Origin of the sequence: Parapedobacter defluvii, from assembly GCF_014642075.1 — a bacterium.
Classification (GTDB): Bacteria; Bacteroidota; Bacteroidia; order Sphingobacteriales; family Sphingobacteriaceae; genus Parapedobacter; species Parapedobacter defluvii.
The window spans coordinates 173,220-187,930 of the sequence record NZ_BMIK01000006.1; the positions used below are offsets into that span (position 1 = coordinate 173,220).

Below are 14,711 nucleotides of genomic sequence, written 5' to 3' on the forward strand. Positions count from 1 at the left end.
CACCTTAATTCCCACCAATCAGTGTGAGCATTTCCGCCGTGTTTCGCACGCTTAATTTATGCAGGATATTCTTCCGGTGCGTCATTACGGTATGGATGGACAGAAACAGTATATCAGCTATTTCCTGGTTGGTATGTCCATTACGGACCAGTTGAATAATTTCCTGTTCCCGTTGGGAAAGTTTAAACTTATTTACAAACTTGTCCTCAAAAAGGGGATCTCCGGCGAAGCTCGATTTAGGCAAATGGTCATAGTCGTAACGATTTTCTCCCGCTGATATCACTTTGATCGTATCGATCAGGTGCTGTGCATCCGAGTCTTTATGCAGGTAACCATTTATGTCCAGTTCCCTGCATTTTGCATAAATTGTTTCGTCTGCATACATGCTCAACACGACAATTTTAACCGGTATACAACTATTTCTCAGGACACGTATGGTGTCCGGCCCGTTTAACACGGGCATATTCAGGTCAATCAATACGAGGTCTACCTCGTTTTTCTTTAGGTATTCGATCAGTTCCTTGCCATTGGTGCAGATTTTGGACACCCGCAAATCGGGGTCGGACTGCAGGATCGAGGCAATTCCTTCAGACATCAGTTTGTGATCGTCGGCTATGGCTATCGTTATCATATTGGTCAGTTTTCAGCGAATGTTAACCGTGGTATCCGGAGTTTTATCTCTGTTCCCGCACCCAGGGCAGAATGGATCTCTATGTCGCCGCCAATGAGCTTTACGCGATCGTAAATGTTAATCAGCCCCGAACCGAGATGCGCAGCGGTTGTTTCAAACCCTACGCCGTCATCTACCACAGACAGCATGCAGGTACCATCTACCGTAAACAGTTTTACAAATATATGTTTTGCTTCTGCATGTTTCAGGATATTATTGATGCATTCCTGAAAAATACGGCTGATCATCAGTCGATCATGCATGTTTAACGGTTCACAGGCACCCATACTTTCAAAGGAGGTTTTCACGAGGCCCGCTTTGTGTACTTTATTAAGTTCCTGCTCTATAAAGTCGCTCAAGGAATACTGTTCTACCCGGTTTATGTTTAGGTCTTGGGATAGTGAACGGATATCTGAAATTGCCTGATCGATCAGCTGCCTGATTGCCGCTTTCTGCTGTATTTCCGGCTGGGAAAGGTAAAGTTTGATCAAAGATAATACCTGCCCGACGTTATCATGAAGTTCCTGGCCTACATACTTAAGGGTTTCTTCACGCATTTCCACTTTTGCTTTCAGAACCGCTTGTTCGTACTGCGTGATCAGCCGTTGCTGTTCCCGGATGTTTTTGATCTTCCTTTTCTGATAAACAATGACCATTACAAACATAAAAACACCGATCAAAGCAAGTATCAGGCTCCCGAAAAGAACCGCAAGAACCACTTCAATGTTCGATGTTTCCATGTTTCACATCCTTATGTGCCGAAACCGGCATGTGTCAAGGATCTCCTTCGGCTGATCTATGCAACAACATGCCAGCAATATACATCGAATACAAGAGGAAAACAAATACACGCATCATGACCGTTCCGAAATATTCATTGTTAATGACAAAATAACTCCAAAAAATGATCGTCAATGTGCTGCATAGATAAAAGAAAAATATGCTGGTAACGATCCAGAACGAAACGTTGCGCACCGGATTGATGTTTTCTCCGGTATCGTCGGTTACTATTTCATGGAAGTACAGTAAGCTAAAGATCACCAGCGAGACCGACATGGCTGTCCTTGAATAAGTCATCAGGAAGGAAATATCCTGAATGAAAATCAAATTGACAACAAAGAACAGCAGGTTCAGCACTGTACCTATCAAAACCACCCTGCGCTTGACGGTGCTCCGGATGATCCCGTGATATAGCATACCAAAGTACACGATATTCACCGGCAATACCAGATTGAAAATAAAATGGTTGGAAGCATTGTCGGTGAATACAAATGAATACGCGGATGCAACGAATTGATAGATAAACTGGAACAGCAGGAAGTAGGGAAATAACTTCAAAACCGGTATTTTAAAGTTTTTCCGGCTATAGAATCCGATCACGGCCCCCAACAAAATCAGTCCCAGTAGGACAATCGTAATAGCATCCATAGGCTGATCCGGCCACTAACTGAACTTACAACAGATGTCCTTTCGGCTTGGGTGGCGGGCACAGTTCCAGCTCATCCGCCGGCAATCCTGCCTGTGAAGGAGCTACGGGAAAAATCACGGATCCGACTTTCCCGCCTTTTTCTAAGGTTCTTTCTTCTTTTTTTGGTATATTCAGGCAATCAGTACTGTTTTCCATGGTTGGGTTATCCGGATCTTCGGATCGCGTAGCCACCATTACTACCGTATGTGCTTTTTTATGGTCTGTCTTTTTCAGCGGGAAGCCCGGATAATCATCGGCAATTGCGTAGTAGAACCGGATGCCATCGGCTTTATTTAGGGTCATCAGTTCAAGCAGCGCTTCTTTGCTTACCCAAAATGAGTGAGGCTCTTCAACCTCTTTTCCCAATTCCTTGCTTCGCATTTTAGCCGCTGGCGCACTGCGTTGTTCCCGATAGGCTTTGACCATATGCTGGGCTAATTCGACGGGAATCAGATTTAATTTACTTTTTCTCGGATTGATTGAATCTTTCATAACAGGTCTTTTTACTTGCTTAATTTTTAGAATGCTACAAACATCGAAAAAAACAAGTGTAATGGCAATACACCAAAATGGGTATTTTTATACAGCAGCGGATTCAAAACCCCCGTCAATCAGCCACTGCGATGAATTAAGCGAGGCCTGCACGGCCAGTTGGTCACAACGCTCATTTTCGGGATGACCCGCATGGCCCTTTACCCAGACAAACCGTACCCTGTGCAGGTTATAAATCTTCAGGAAACGCATCCACAGATCCTTGTTTTTTTTTCCTGCAAAGCCTTTCCTTACCCAGCCATGTACCCAGCCTTTTTCAACCGCATCGATGACATACTTCGAATCGGAATAAACCACCACGTCCTGACCGGGTTTCCGCAGCGCTTCCAGCCCGGTGATTACGGCAAGCAGCTCCATCCGGTTGTTGGTGGTCTTCCGGAAACCTTGGGATAGTTCTTTGTAATGGGGACCGGACCTCAGGATAACTCCATATCCACCGGGACCGGGATTGCCGCTCGAAGCGCCATCGGTATACAGTTCGATCATCGTGCGCAAAGGTAAGGCATTCCGGGTTAAATCGTTGGGTAATTACACCGGAAATTGGTTATTTTGTCTACATGGAACACATTGTGGTATTTACCGGGGCAGGTATATCGGCCGAAAGCGGGCTCAAAACTTTCCGTGGGACGGATGGACTGTGGGAAGGGTACCGGGTAGAAGAGGTAGCCACGCCGGAAGCCTGGGAGCGGAACCCGGAACTGGTACAACATTTTTATAACATTCGCAGAAAGGCGGTACGCGAAGCCCGACCGAACGCCGCACATCAGGCGTTGGCAAAACTGGAGGAAAAATACCGGGTGACCGTCGTCACGCAGAATATAGATGACCTTCACGAACGGGCAGGTTCGAGTACGGTGCTGCATCTCCATGGGTTGATTACCAGGTCGCAATCCAGTGTGAATCCGGCGCTGACTTATCCCATTACCGGCGACGAAATCCGCATGGGTGAGTGTTGCGAACTGGGCAGCCAACTGCGCCCGCATGTCGTGTGGTTTGGCGAAGCCGTTCCCGCCATGGGAGAGGCGATCGGAGTATGCCACCAAGCAGACGTTTTTATTGTTGTCGGCACGTCGCTGCAGGTCTATCCCGCTGCAGGCTTGTTGGATGAAGTACCAGACCGTGCGGTTAAATATTTTGTGGATCCGCAGGCTTCTCTGCTATCGCGGCAACCCGGGGTGATCTGTGTTGATGATAAGGCTGCGGCTGCCGTACCTCAACTCGTAGAGAGGCTGATGGCGTAGCAAAAGTGAGCCGCAATTAATATTCATGCCGTTTGTATGCGCCGATGAAGGACTGACGCATTTCATCAAAACGTTGGGATACCGACTTGGTAAAGTCGTCATCAATCAGCTGAAACACCCCGTTGACCCCGTCGGTAATATCCGCTTCTGCGATCTTATAAACCTGTTCAAGTGTACCTTGTTCGAATTTCACGATGAATTTTTGGTTCATCGTGAAAATCGTTATTTTAAAATCGGGGTGGGGGAGTTCTGCGACGGTCCTCATACCAGTCCTTGTGCCCGCATTGCGGTAGCCACCTTGACAAAACCTCCGATGTTGGCACCTTTTAAGTAGTTAATCCGCCCGTTCTTATTCTTGCCGTAGTGCGAGCAGGTATCGTGGATGTCGTGCATGATTTTTTTGAGTTTGCTATCCACTTTTTCTGCCGGCCATTGCTGACCGATGCGGTTTTGAGACATTTCGAGTCCGGATACCGCAACGCCACCGGCGTTTGCCGCTTTACCGGGAGCAAATAATAGGTTGGCTTTCAGTATTTCTTTTACAGCCTCCTCGGTGCAGGGCATGTTCGCACCTTCCGCAATACAAAAGCAGCCATTTCCGATAAGCTGTTTTGCATCTTCTTCATCCAGTTCGTTTTGAGTAGCGCAGGGGAGGGCTATATCACACGGAAACTGCCAGGGTTTCTTTCCCGCATGAAACTCCGAAGCATAACGTTTCGTATATTCCTGTAAGTTCCGCTTCAGCGAATTGACGTAATCCAATTTTTCGGCAGTGAAGCCGTTTTCGTCGTAAATTGTACCGGTACTATTGGATATGGTCACGACTTTAGCACCCAGAGAAGTTGCTTTTAAGGCTGCATAATAAGCAACGTTTCCTGCACCTGATACGGCAACCGTTTTGCCTTTCAGGGAATCCTCAACTTCATACAGCATGCGCTCTACAAAATAAAGCAATCCGAAACCGGTAGCTTCCGGGCGGATGAAACTGCCTGCCCAGGTTGGGCCTTTGCCGGTAAGTACGCCGGTAAAATTATTCTGCAGGCGTTTGTATTGACCAAATAAATACCCGATTTCACGTTCTCCCACACCGATATCACCTGCGGGAACATCGGTTTCGGAACCGATATGCCGGTATAACTCGGTCATGAAGCTTTGGCAAAAGCGCATGATTTCATTGTCCGATTTGCCCTTGGGATCAAAATCTGCACCGCCTTTGCCACTGCCAAGCGGCAGGCCGGTCAGGCTGTTTTTAAAAGTTTGTTCGAACGCGAGGAATTTTAAAATACTGAGATTCACCGTTGGTGAAAAGCGTAGGCCGCCTTTATAAGGCCCCAGTGAGCTATTCATTTGTACCCGGTAACCACGGTTAACCTGTATGTTGTTTTGGTCGTCCTGCCAAACTACCCGGAAAGAAATAGTCCGTTCCGGTTCCACCATCCGTTCAAGCAATTTCCGGTCGATGAACTCAGGCGCATTTTTTTCAATATACGGAATAACATCTTCAGCAATTTCCCTGACTGCTTGCAAAAACTCAGGTTGATGTGGATTTCGTGTGGCAACGTCTTCGATGAACGAATGTAAATAACTTGGCATCGTTTAAAAATTTAATATAAGTTTCGCAGCAAATTTATAATTTTTTTAAGAGAAATAAGATTTTATTATCTTATTATCAAAGAAAAGTGACATTAGGTGTTACATAGCTATTTACAGCACATATTTTAGACTATAATTGACGTTATGTTAAATAATAATTCAGTAAACAAATAAAGGGAACCCCATTCCGTTCCCTTTTTCATTCGTTTGCTGGTAACTTACTAATCATGCAATTAGTCGACGGGCTCTGTGATCATTAGCGCCGCCACAGTCAGGTTATTCCGCAGATCAATGAGAATTGCGCCACCGTTTGCTTTGTTCGACACGTAGCTGTCAAATGCCAGCGGATCTGCCGATTTGAATTGGATTTTACCGATGTCGTTCAAATCAAGCTCTGCAGCGGCCGACTGCTGTAATGTTTCAACGTTGACCCGGTAAATTACGTCCTGTATTTTTACCTTGGCTGTTTTTCCGTGCTGCTGCAGCAAATAAAACTGATTGAGATCCAGCGGCCGGGTATCCATCCAGCAGATTTCCGCTTCAAAGCGCTGTGAAACAGCGGGCTGCTCATCTTGTTTTACCAGCATATCTCCCCTGCTGATATCGATGTCATCAGCCAGGTGGATGACAACAGAAGCACCCTCGGGTGCGGTATTTAAATCGTTGTTAGCCAATTCAATACGGCTAACTATGCTGCTGAATCCGGATGGCAATGCGACCACCCGGTCCCCCACTTCAAACGTACCTCCCACTACCCGTCCCGCATAGCCGCGGTAATCGTGTAATGCCTGTGTCTGTGGCCGGATGACCCATTGTACCGGAAAACGGGCCTGCTTGTTATCCGAGGCATGATCTATTTGTACGGTTTCAAGGAAGTCCAGCAAAGGTCTGCCCTGGTACCAGGGGATATTTATAGACGTTGTAACGATGTTATCGCCCTTCAACGCGCTCACAGGGATATAATCGATCTGTTTGATGCGTAGACTTTGTGCAAGCCGCTCGTAATCTGTTTTGATTTTGTCGAATACCGCCTGGTCGTAGTCTACCATATCCATTTTATTCACACACACGAGGACATTCGGGATCCCCAGTAACGACACAATAAACGAATGCCTCCGTGTTTGTTCCACCACACCTTTGCGTGCATCGATCAGGATGATGGCCAAATCAGAATTGGACGCTCCGGTTACCATGTTCCGGGTATATTGAATATGCCCGGGTGCATCTGCGATAATGAATTTACGCTTTTCCGTTTGGAAATATTTGTATGCCACATCAATGGTAATTCCCTGTTCGCGTTCCGCCTTTAGTCCATCGGTCAATATGGCTAAATCCAGTGTGCCGTCGTTGTTTTTCCGGTTGGCTCGTTGTATGGCCTCCAATTGATCGTCAAGCACCGAGTTTGTATCATACAGCAATCGCCCGATCAGTGTGCTCTTTCCGTCGTCCACACTTCCTGCTGTAATAAATTTTAATAGATCCATGTTTGGATTGTTTTCTTCTTACTTTCTACTTTTTACTTTCTCAAAAATATCCGCCTTTTTTACGGTCCTCCATTGCAGCTTCCGACACCTTGTCGTCCATTCTGGCTCCGCGTTCACTTATTTTCGACAACCGGATTTCTTCGATGATGTCATCGATGTGGTAGGCCTCGGAGGGTACTGCAGCAGTACAGGTCATATCCCCTACCGTCCGGAACCGTACTTTCCGGTATTCGATTACATCTTCGTGATCTAGGTTCAGAAATTCGGTAGCTGCCATTAATTGTCCGTTGCGGGTGATGACATCGCGCTCATGGGAAAAATAAATGGAGGGCAACTTAATATTTTCTCTCCGGATGTAATTCCATACGTCCAGCTCCGTCCAGTTGCTGATGGGAAACACCCGTACGTTTTCTCCTTTATGGATACGTCCGTTGTAGATGTTCCATAGCTCCGGGCGTTGCCTTTTGGGATCCCATTGTCCAAACTCATCGCGCACCGAAAAAATGCGCTCCTTGGCCCGTGCTTTTTCCTCATCCCGTCTGGCACCACCGATGCAGGCGTCAAAACCATGCTTCGCAATGGTATCAAGAAGTGTAACGGTCTGAAGTGGGTTCCGGCTGGCGTTCTTGCCTTTCTGCTCAACCACTTTTCCGGTATCAATGCTTTCCTGTACGTAACCAACGATTAGTTCTTCCCCCAACCTAGCTACTAGTTCATCACGGAATTCAATGGTTTCGGGAAAATTATGACCGGTATCTATATGCACCAGTGGGAATGGGAATTTGCCGGGGCGAAATGCTTTTTCTGCTAAATGAACCAATGTTATGGAGTCCTTTCCTCCGGAAAATAGCAAAGCCGGTTTTTCAAATTGACCTGCCACCTCACGCAGGATATAGATCGCCTCCGCCTCTAAATGGTCTAAATAATCCATATTTGTTGTTTGTTGTATTTTTTCAGTTATCTGCTTTCGGCTATCGGCCTTTAGCGAGATACCTTCGTTCATTCGTAACGCTCAATGTGTTTCGGTAGCGTGCAATCCGCATTCTTTTTTACTGGTATCCTCCCACCACCAGCGGCCTGCCCGGAAGTCCTCCCCTTCCCTGACGGCACGTGTACAGGGAGCACATCCGATGCTGGGAAATCCTTTGTCATGCAGCGGGTTATAGGGAATATGGTGCGCCTTCGTGAAGCTCCAAACTTCATCCAACGACCAATCGTAGATCGGATGGAACTTGAGCAACTGGTTGTTGTTGTCCCATTCAATCTGGGACATACCCTGCCTGTTGTCCGACTGTTCAGCGCGGATGCCGGTAATCCAGCATTCTGCTCCTTCCAAAGCCCGTTGCAGGGGTTCAATTTTGCGGATACGGCAGCACTCTTTCCTGTTTTCGACCGACTCGTAGAAACTTGACGGCCCCTTTTGGCTGATCAGTTGCTGCACGGCATGGGTATCCGGGAAATACGCTTCGATGTCTTTTTTATAGATCTCCAGCGTACGGTTCCAAACGTAGTACGTTTCCGGAAATAACCGCCCCGTTTCCAGTGTAAAGACCCTGATGGGTAAATTGTTGCTAAAGATAAAATGTGTAATGATTTGATCTTCAATACCAAAACTGGTTGAAAATACGATCTTTCCCGGAAACCTATCGGCCAAAGCTGTTAATGCCTGCACCGTATCCTTTCCGTATACCAATTCGCTTATTTCTTCTGTCAAAACGTTCATATTCCCTCCTTTGACGCCAGCAGCGAAGCAGTATGTGCATTCAATGCCTTTACCTTGTCATTGAAATCCCCCTTTAGTAAATCCCGCAGCTGACTCATATATGTCAGTGTCTCATCAATTTCGTCCGGCAACGCGTCATTCAATAATTCTTTGATTCTTTTTGCAATGGTCGGTGATTTGCCGTTGGTCGAAATTCCCAGTTTCAGATTTCCTTTCTTTACGACCGAGCCCAGGTAAAAATCACACAAATCCGGTTTATCTGCCACGTTGATTAACAAATGTCGTTTACGGCATTCATTCCGGATATGTGCATTCAATTGAGGATTATTGGATGCCACCACGACCAGGTCCACCCCGTCGAGATCCGCTTCTTCGAATGCGCGCTCGCGCAATCGCACAGCGGGGTAGTCAGCAACATAGCTGCGCACATCTGTACTGATTTCGCGTGCCACAAGCGTTACCGTTGCTTCCGGGCTGTTACCCAGCAATGCCGTCAGTTTCTCCAATCCCACGTTTCCTCCACCCACGAGCAGGACATGCAGTTTATTCAACTGCAGGAACACAGGAAACAACGGATTGCCTGTAACTTCTTTCATACCGCTATCGCATTGGCTTGTTCCAGCCCGAATTGTTTATGTTTGGCTACGACCTCGCCGATCACAATGACCGCAGGTGCGCCTATTCCCTGATCTTTTACGTGCGCAACAATGGTATCTATCGTGCCTAATACGATCTTTTCGTCAGGCATAGAGCCATTTTGGATCACGGCAATCGGAAGGTTTCCTTTTCCCTCGTTCCGGAAAACCGTAACGATCTCCGTGAGCTTATTCAGTCCCATGAGGATGACAACCGTGGCTCCGGTCTTGGCGGCAGCATGGATATCCTGCGAAATTACGCCGGCCGTGGTTGCACCGGTAATCACCCAGAAACTCTCACTTATGCCGCGGTAGGTTAACGGTATTCCCTGTAATCCCGCAAGTGCGACAGCGCTGCTTATACCGGGTACCACAGCGGTGGGGATACCGCATAGCGCGGCGTGATCCAATTCTTCACCGCCTCTTCCGAATACAAACGGATCGCCGCCTTTCAACCGTACCACATGGCCATTCGAACGGGCATAGGCCACCATCATTTCATTGATCTGTTGCTGGCTATATGCGTGCTGGTTTGCGCGTTTGCCCACGAAAACCCGCAGTGCCTCTTTCGGTACATATTCCAGCAGCTCTTCGTTGACCAACGCGTCGTAAAGCACCACATCGGCTGTTGACAATGCTTTCAATCCCTTGAGGCTGATCAAATCAGTATCCCCCGGCCCCGCTCCTACTAACGTTATTTTGGGATAAGCGTTCATTTTCTTAACTTGTTGTTCATGCATTTAACCTGCCGTTATTAACCATTTACCTCGGCGGTAACCGATCGTTTCGCAGCGACTGTTTGATAGAAATCGATTACGCCGGCAAGGTATTGACGGGCAAATGCCTCCGAAGGCTCGTGCTTGTTGATTTCCAGCACCCGGTCTTCAAAACCGCCGGATACCAGGAACTCACCCGATTCCACGAAATTCTTATCAAAATCCCTGATAATTGCAATCTGGGTACTGCTGTGGATGCCTTTGTCAAGCAACAAGGCTTTTGCGGTACTTATGTATACGGCATAGGCATGATAGATCGCATCGGCATAAGCGCCTGCACTGTAGCTCTCGTTTGCCCAGCCCAGTTTTTCTTCCGCCTCGAATAGTAACACCGCAACGAGGTCGATGACCACACCGGCACACTCGCCCACACCGATCGCCTGCTGGTAGGTTTCCTGGTGTCCCCAATCGACAAACTCATCCTCAATCAGCGTGGTAAGGTCTGCCAGCGGTTTCAGCATGCGGTAAAAATAATCTTTGGTTTGCCGGTCGTAGTAATCATGAAAGCGCTCTTCCGGATTGGAATTAGCCAGGTAATCGTCCAGCAGCAAACGTACGGCACTGACTACGCGCTTAGACGGAACTTTGATCACACGTTCAGCCACGCGTCCCAGTCCGTCGCCCAACACACCGCCTCCCAGCATAATCTGGGCGGCAGGAACCACCCTGCCATCGGCTTTCAGCGAGCTACCGTGTATCCCGATGTTTGCGATCCCATGCTGTCCGCATGAATTCATGCACCCGCTGATTTTGATTTTAATTTCCCGGTCAAAAACCAGTTCCTCATATTCATCGTATATTAACGATTCGAGCACCCTGGCCATTTCGGTACTGTTGGAAATACCGAGGTTACATGTATCCGTACCCGGGCAGGTGGTCACATCGGCTACGCTGTCAAAACCGGGTTTGGCGAAACCGATCTTTTCCAGCACATTGTATATATGCGGAAGGGATTCTTCCCGTGCAAATTTCAGCAGCAGTCCCTGATTTTGTGTAATCCGTACTTCATCGGCCACATGCCCGCGTATACCTGCTATCAATACCCGTGCATCCTTGGTCGGCATGTCACCGGTTGGCACCTTCACATAGACGGCATAATACCCCGTCTGTTTTTGTTCCCATGTATTGGTCTTTTTCCAGACCTCATACGCGATCGGATTCGACACAGGCTCCTCCTCGATCGGGCGTAATTCCGGTGGTTCAGGTTGGGGCACCGCATCTCGGTCGATCTTGAATGTCTTTACTTTGCTTGCTATCTGCTCTTCAGCAATCAGCCGTTTTACTTCATCCAGCCCAAGCTTTTGGATCAGATATTTAAAACGGGCTTTGTTTCTGTTGTTCCGTTCGCCATACCGGTCAAATACCCGGAGTACACTTTCCGAATAGGGAATCAACTGGTCTTCGGGAAGGAACTCATGCACCAGGTGCCCGGCCATCGGCTGCGCCCCGAGCCCACCGCCCAGGATCACCCGGAATCCGCGTTCTTCGACGTTATTCACCGTCCGGACTTTTGGAATAAAACCCAGGTCCTGCCCAAAAGCAAAAGCCGTATCCCGTGTGCTGGATGAAAAGCCGAATTTAAACTTCCGGCCGAGTTCCTGGCAAATCGGATTGCGCAGGAAATAGGAAAATGTCGCGTGTGCATAGGGCGACACATCAAACGGTTCCTCGGGATCAATACCCGCCTGGGGAGATGCCGTCACATTACGCACGGTGTTGCCGCAGGCCTCGCGGATGGTGATATCATCCTGGGCCAATTTCGCCCAGAGTTCGGGTGTACGGTCCAAACTCACAAAGTGAATCTGTATGTCCTGCCGGGTGGTAAAATGCAAATTCCGGATGGCATACTCATCGGATATATCCGCAATGCGCAGCAGTTGCTTGAACGTTGCTTTGCCGAAAGGTAGCTTAATCCGTACCATCTGTACGCCGGGTTGCCGTTGACCATAAATTCCCCGGGCCAGACGTAGGCTCTTGAATTTATCTTCAACCATGGATCCTTCCCGATACGCTCTGATTTTGCGTTCGAGCTCGATGATTTCCTTTTCAACAACCGGATTTTCCAGTTCGGTTCGAAAGCTCTGCATGAATGTTGTTTAGTTATATTTTATAAATAATAAAACCTCCCTAATTGTTAGCGGAGGCCGTTATATCTTACCTTAAGCGGAAACGTATACCAACAGCCACCCTTATTCAAGAGGCATGCAACAGTACATTTTTTGCTCGTTTGTTTGTTTCATGCGACAAATATACGTAAAGTATATAGAAATAGTAGAATAAAATTAAAATTACTGTGTCCCCACATATTTTACTTCCGCCCCCGTCACCTGCTGTAGCCTCCCCGACGCCCGGTTTACCTGTTGTTGCCGGATTTCCAGTTCCAGGATACACTGGCTATCAAACTCCTGTTTCAATACGCCGATTCCTTCATCTTTCACGATACGCATCACGTCGTTCATCTGTTCGTAGCCGAAGGATACACGGTATATATCATTTACCGTCAACTCCACCACTTCTGCGGCGGTCAATGCTTCTTGAGTAGCCGTTTTATACGCATGGATCAATCCCGGTACACCGAGTAACGTGCCTCCGAAATAGCGCACCACCACCACGAGAATATTGGTGAGATCGTACGATAGCAGGGTGTTGAGAATCGGTCGGCCGGCTGTGCCTGACGGTTCTCCGTCGTCATTGATGCGATATACGGAGCGGTCGGGCGTAAGCCGGTACGCCCAGCAGTGGTGCCGTGCTTTGGGATGTTCGGATTTCAAAGCAGCCACCCGTTCCTTTATTTGGTCCTCACTGCGCAGCGGATAGGCATACGCAATGAATTTGCTGCCCTTATCCTTGTATATTCCCTCACTTGGGGAAGCAATGGTTTTATAGGTGTCTTCGAATAAACTCACAGATACGCGATCATCAATACCGATATTACGGCCAAAATTATCCCAATTTTGTTGATAAACGACAATTTTTCCTGAAAAAGAAAAATACCGATAAGGGCTCCCAGTGCGATGACTCCGACATTCATGCCGGTGAAAACGATGGACGGATTGTCCGGCAGGGCACGGTGTGCCCGCATGTAAAACAGGATGTTGGCAAAGTTGAATCCACCCAATACCATTCCCCAGAAGATTGCATGCACGGAAAAGCGTTTCTTCGCCCCCATGATGTGATAGGCCAGGTAGATAAACGCCACACCCATGGCCAAAAGAAACACCATCAGCATCGACGTTGTATAGGGTACATCCGTATGCTGGGCGACCTGCTTGAACAGGATATCGACAATGCCATATCCGAAGAATATGACCACCGGATATAACCACACCCGATGGTTAAGCCCATACTGGTTTTTGCCTTTATGCCAACCGATGCTACATAGGATGCCCACAACACCGACGGCAACCCCCGCAAGCTTGGCAGACTGTGGTGTTTCGCCGAACAGCAGAAATGCCGCTATCAACGAGATAAACAGCGACAGGCGTTGCGCCACTTCCGTGCGGACGATCCCAGCATAGCGGATCGAGGCACCGAGTGCCACGAAGATCCCGGGTAGTAAGACGGCCAGCGTACCATACAATCCGAACGGAGCATCTGCCATCACCGTGGGGGTCCACACGGGTTGGAGAAAACCCCACGTGCACAGCACGGCTACCGGGTAATTCCAGACGATGATCTGGGTAGTGTCCACTTCATAACGCCGCGCCAGTTTGAGGATCACCGAGACCGTGACACTGCACACAACGCTGAAAAGCACGTAGAGCATACCGTCAGACTGAGCCGTTTTCGAACACTATCCTGCCCGCATACACACTGTCGGATACTTCGCCTGTCTCGACATTCATAAAAGCCATATAGGCATGGCACACAGTACCTTCGCGATAGCCGAGAAAACGGAGTGACAGTTCTCCCGAACACGAATGGGCACCTGCGCCGCAGACCTCGTAATAAGCCAATGATTCCGTGGTGTTATAGGCAAGTAGCAGCGTGCGTGCATTGCCGAGCCTGGCATCGATGCCAGGCTTTTCCCACGTAAAATGCAGGGCATCTTCTCCCAAGGATACGCGGGGGTTCACGGGCGATGTCAGCGGCCCCGCACTGAAACAAAAAGCTTCCGGATCCACAGAAAACTGGCCGTTATTTTCAACGATCGCATGCTTCATATTGTAAGACATCGCCACGTTATGCCCCGTTTTGGGCGGCGCGTAATGCCCGAAACCGATACGCACCAGACCTCTCATCGGTTTTAGCCATTCCTGCATCAACTTGAACTTGGCCCGCTGCATGGCCTGTTCCGGACTGGGCTTGCGCTTACGCCGGGTTACACGCGGCAACGACCGGGCGCGGTTCTGCCCTTTAACCTGATAAAAAACCACATTGCCTAATCGGCCGGTAACCGGCCCATTCACTCCTTCTGTTATGATCGCCATAGTTACTTCTCCTTTACATTAAGTTTACACCAAAACTACTAATAAATTTGAAATCAGATGATAATAAATCTTATTTTACTTTTAGTTTATTCGGTTAATTACCGAGTAAACTCCGAACAAACTCCGAATAAAACTCAAT

The 14,711-nt window shown here is 48.1% G+C and carries 17 protein-coding genes; 1 reads left to right on the plus strand and 16 read right to left on the minus strand.

Going from position 1 to position 14,711, the window contains the following annotated elements:
- Positions 1-4: 4 nt before the first annotated feature.
- From IEX60_RS11260 to rnhA, 5 genes are all read right to left on the minus strand, one after another.
- On the minus strand, positions 5-631 hold the full coding sequence (locus tag IEX60_RS11260) for a response regulator transcription factor (RefSeq protein WP_188750606.1): 627 nt from the start codon (positions 629-631) through the stop codon (positions 5-7).
- Between the two features lie 5 nt (positions 632-636).
- Positions 637-1,410 carry a sensor histidine kinase gene (locus IEX60_RS11265; protein ID WP_188750608.1) on the minus strand — a complete coding sequence of 258 codons (774 nt, stop codon included), beginning with the start codon at positions 1,408-1,410 and terminating at the stop codon, positions 637-639.
- Positions 1,411-1,444: 34 nt separating this feature from the next.
- Complete coding sequence (locus IEX60_RS11270; RefSeq protein WP_188750610.1) at positions 1,445-2,098, minus strand: hypothetical protein; 654 nt, start codon at positions 2,096-2,098, stop codon at positions 1,445-1,447.
- 25 nt (positions 2,099-2,123) lie between these two features.
- The gene (locus IEX60_RS11275; RefSeq protein WP_188750612.1) at positions 2,124-2,630 is read right to left on the minus strand and encodes a hypothetical protein; all 507 of its coding nucleotides are present in this window, start codon (positions 2,628-2,630) and stop codon (positions 2,124-2,126) included.
- Positions 2,631-2,717: 87 nt separating this feature from the next.
- Positions 2,718-3,176: a ribonuclease HI gene (gene rnhA / locus IEX60_RS11280; protein WP_188750615.1), complete on the minus strand. Its 459-nt coding sequence runs from the start codon at positions 3,174-3,176 to the stop codon at positions 2,718-2,720.
- A gap of 71 nt (positions 3,177-3,247) precedes the next feature.
- Here rnhA and IEX60_RS11285 point away from each other — a divergent pair, with 71 nt between their 5' ends.
- The gene (locus tag IEX60_RS11285; protein WP_188750617.1) at positions 3,248-3,931 is read left to right on the plus strand and encodes an SIR2 family NAD-dependent protein deacylase; all 684 of its coding nucleotides are present in this window, start codon (positions 3,248-3,250) and stop codon (positions 3,929-3,931) included.
- A gap of 16 nt (positions 3,932-3,947) precedes the next feature.
- Here IEX60_RS11285 and IEX60_RS11290 read toward each other — a convergent pair whose 3' ends face one another.
- The 11 genes from IEX60_RS11290 to IEX60_RS11340 all read right to left on the minus strand — a co-directional run bounded on the left by IEX60_RS11290 (position 3,948) and on the right by IEX60_RS11340 (position 14,572).
- Positions 3,948-4,196: a hypothetical protein gene (locus tag IEX60_RS11290; RefSeq protein ID WP_188750619.1), complete on the minus strand. Its 249-nt coding sequence runs from the start codon at positions 4,194-4,196 to the stop codon at positions 3,948-3,950.
- Positions 4,193-5,524 carry an NADP-specific glutamate dehydrogenase gene (gene gdhA / locus IEX60_RS11295; protein ID WP_188750621.1) on the minus strand — a complete coding sequence of 444 codons (1,332 nt, stop codon included), beginning with the start codon at positions 5,522-5,524 and terminating at the stop codon, positions 4,193-4,195. Before gdhA ends, IEX60_RS11290 begins: the two co-directional genes overlap by 4 nt.
- A 233-nt stretch (positions 5,525-5,757) precedes the next feature.
- Positions 5,758-7,008 carry a sulfate adenylyltransferase subunit 1 gene (locus IEX60_RS11300; RefSeq protein WP_188750624.1) on the minus strand — a complete coding sequence of 417 codons (1,251 nt, stop codon included), beginning with the start codon at positions 7,006-7,008 and terminating at the stop codon, positions 5,758-5,760.
- Between the two features lie 40 nt (positions 7,009-7,048).
- A complete protein-coding gene (gene cysD / locus IEX60_RS11305) occupies positions 7,049-7,939 on the minus strand; it encodes a sulfate adenylyltransferase subunit CysD (RefSeq protein ID WP_229717535.1) in 891 nt (296 codons plus the stop codon).
- Between the two features lie 81 nt (positions 7,940-8,020).
- Complete coding sequence (locus tag IEX60_RS11310; protein ID WP_188750629.1) at positions 8,021-8,731, minus strand: phosphoadenylyl-sulfate reductase; 711 nt, start codon at positions 8,729-8,731, stop codon at positions 8,021-8,023.
- On the minus strand, positions 8,728-9,327 hold the full coding sequence (locus IEX60_RS11315) for a precorrin-2 dehydrogenase/sirohydrochlorin ferrochelatase family protein (RefSeq protein ID WP_188750631.1): 600 nt from the start codon (positions 9,325-9,327) through the stop codon (positions 8,728-8,730). The genes IEX60_RS11310 and IEX60_RS11315 overlap by 4 nt, the downstream gene beginning before the upstream one ends.
- Entirely contained in the window at positions 9,324-10,106 is a 783-nt protein-coding gene (gene cobA, locus IEX60_RS11320; protein ID WP_229717529.1) for a uroporphyrinogen-III C-methyltransferase, read from the minus strand. The genes IEX60_RS11315 and cobA overlap by 4 nt, the downstream gene beginning before the upstream one ends.
- A gap of 14 nt (positions 10,107-10,120) precedes the next feature.
- A complete protein-coding gene (locus tag IEX60_RS11325; protein ID WP_188750633.1) occupies positions 10,121-12,229 on the minus strand; it encodes a ferredoxin-like domain-containing protein in 2,109 nt (702 codons plus the stop codon).
- A gap of 201 nt (positions 12,230-12,430) precedes the next feature.
- Positions 12,431-13,048: an IMPACT family protein gene (locus IEX60_RS11330; RefSeq protein ID WP_188750636.1), complete on the minus strand. Its 618-nt coding sequence runs from the start codon at positions 13,046-13,048 to the stop codon at positions 12,431-12,433.
- On the minus strand, positions 13,045-13,908 hold the full coding sequence (locus IEX60_RS11335; protein WP_188750638.1) for a DMT family transporter: 864 nt from the start codon (positions 13,906-13,908) through the stop codon (positions 13,045-13,047). Before IEX60_RS11335 ends, IEX60_RS11330 begins: the two co-directional genes overlap by 4 nt.
- A 4-nt stretch (positions 13,909-13,912) precedes the next feature.
- Positions 13,913-14,572 (minus strand): DUF6266 family protein, encoded by a 660-nt coding sequence (locus IEX60_RS11340; protein WP_188750641.1) that lies wholly within the window; start codon positions 14,570-14,572, stop codon positions 13,913-13,915.
- Between the last annotated feature and the right edge of the window lie 139 nt (positions 14,573-14,711).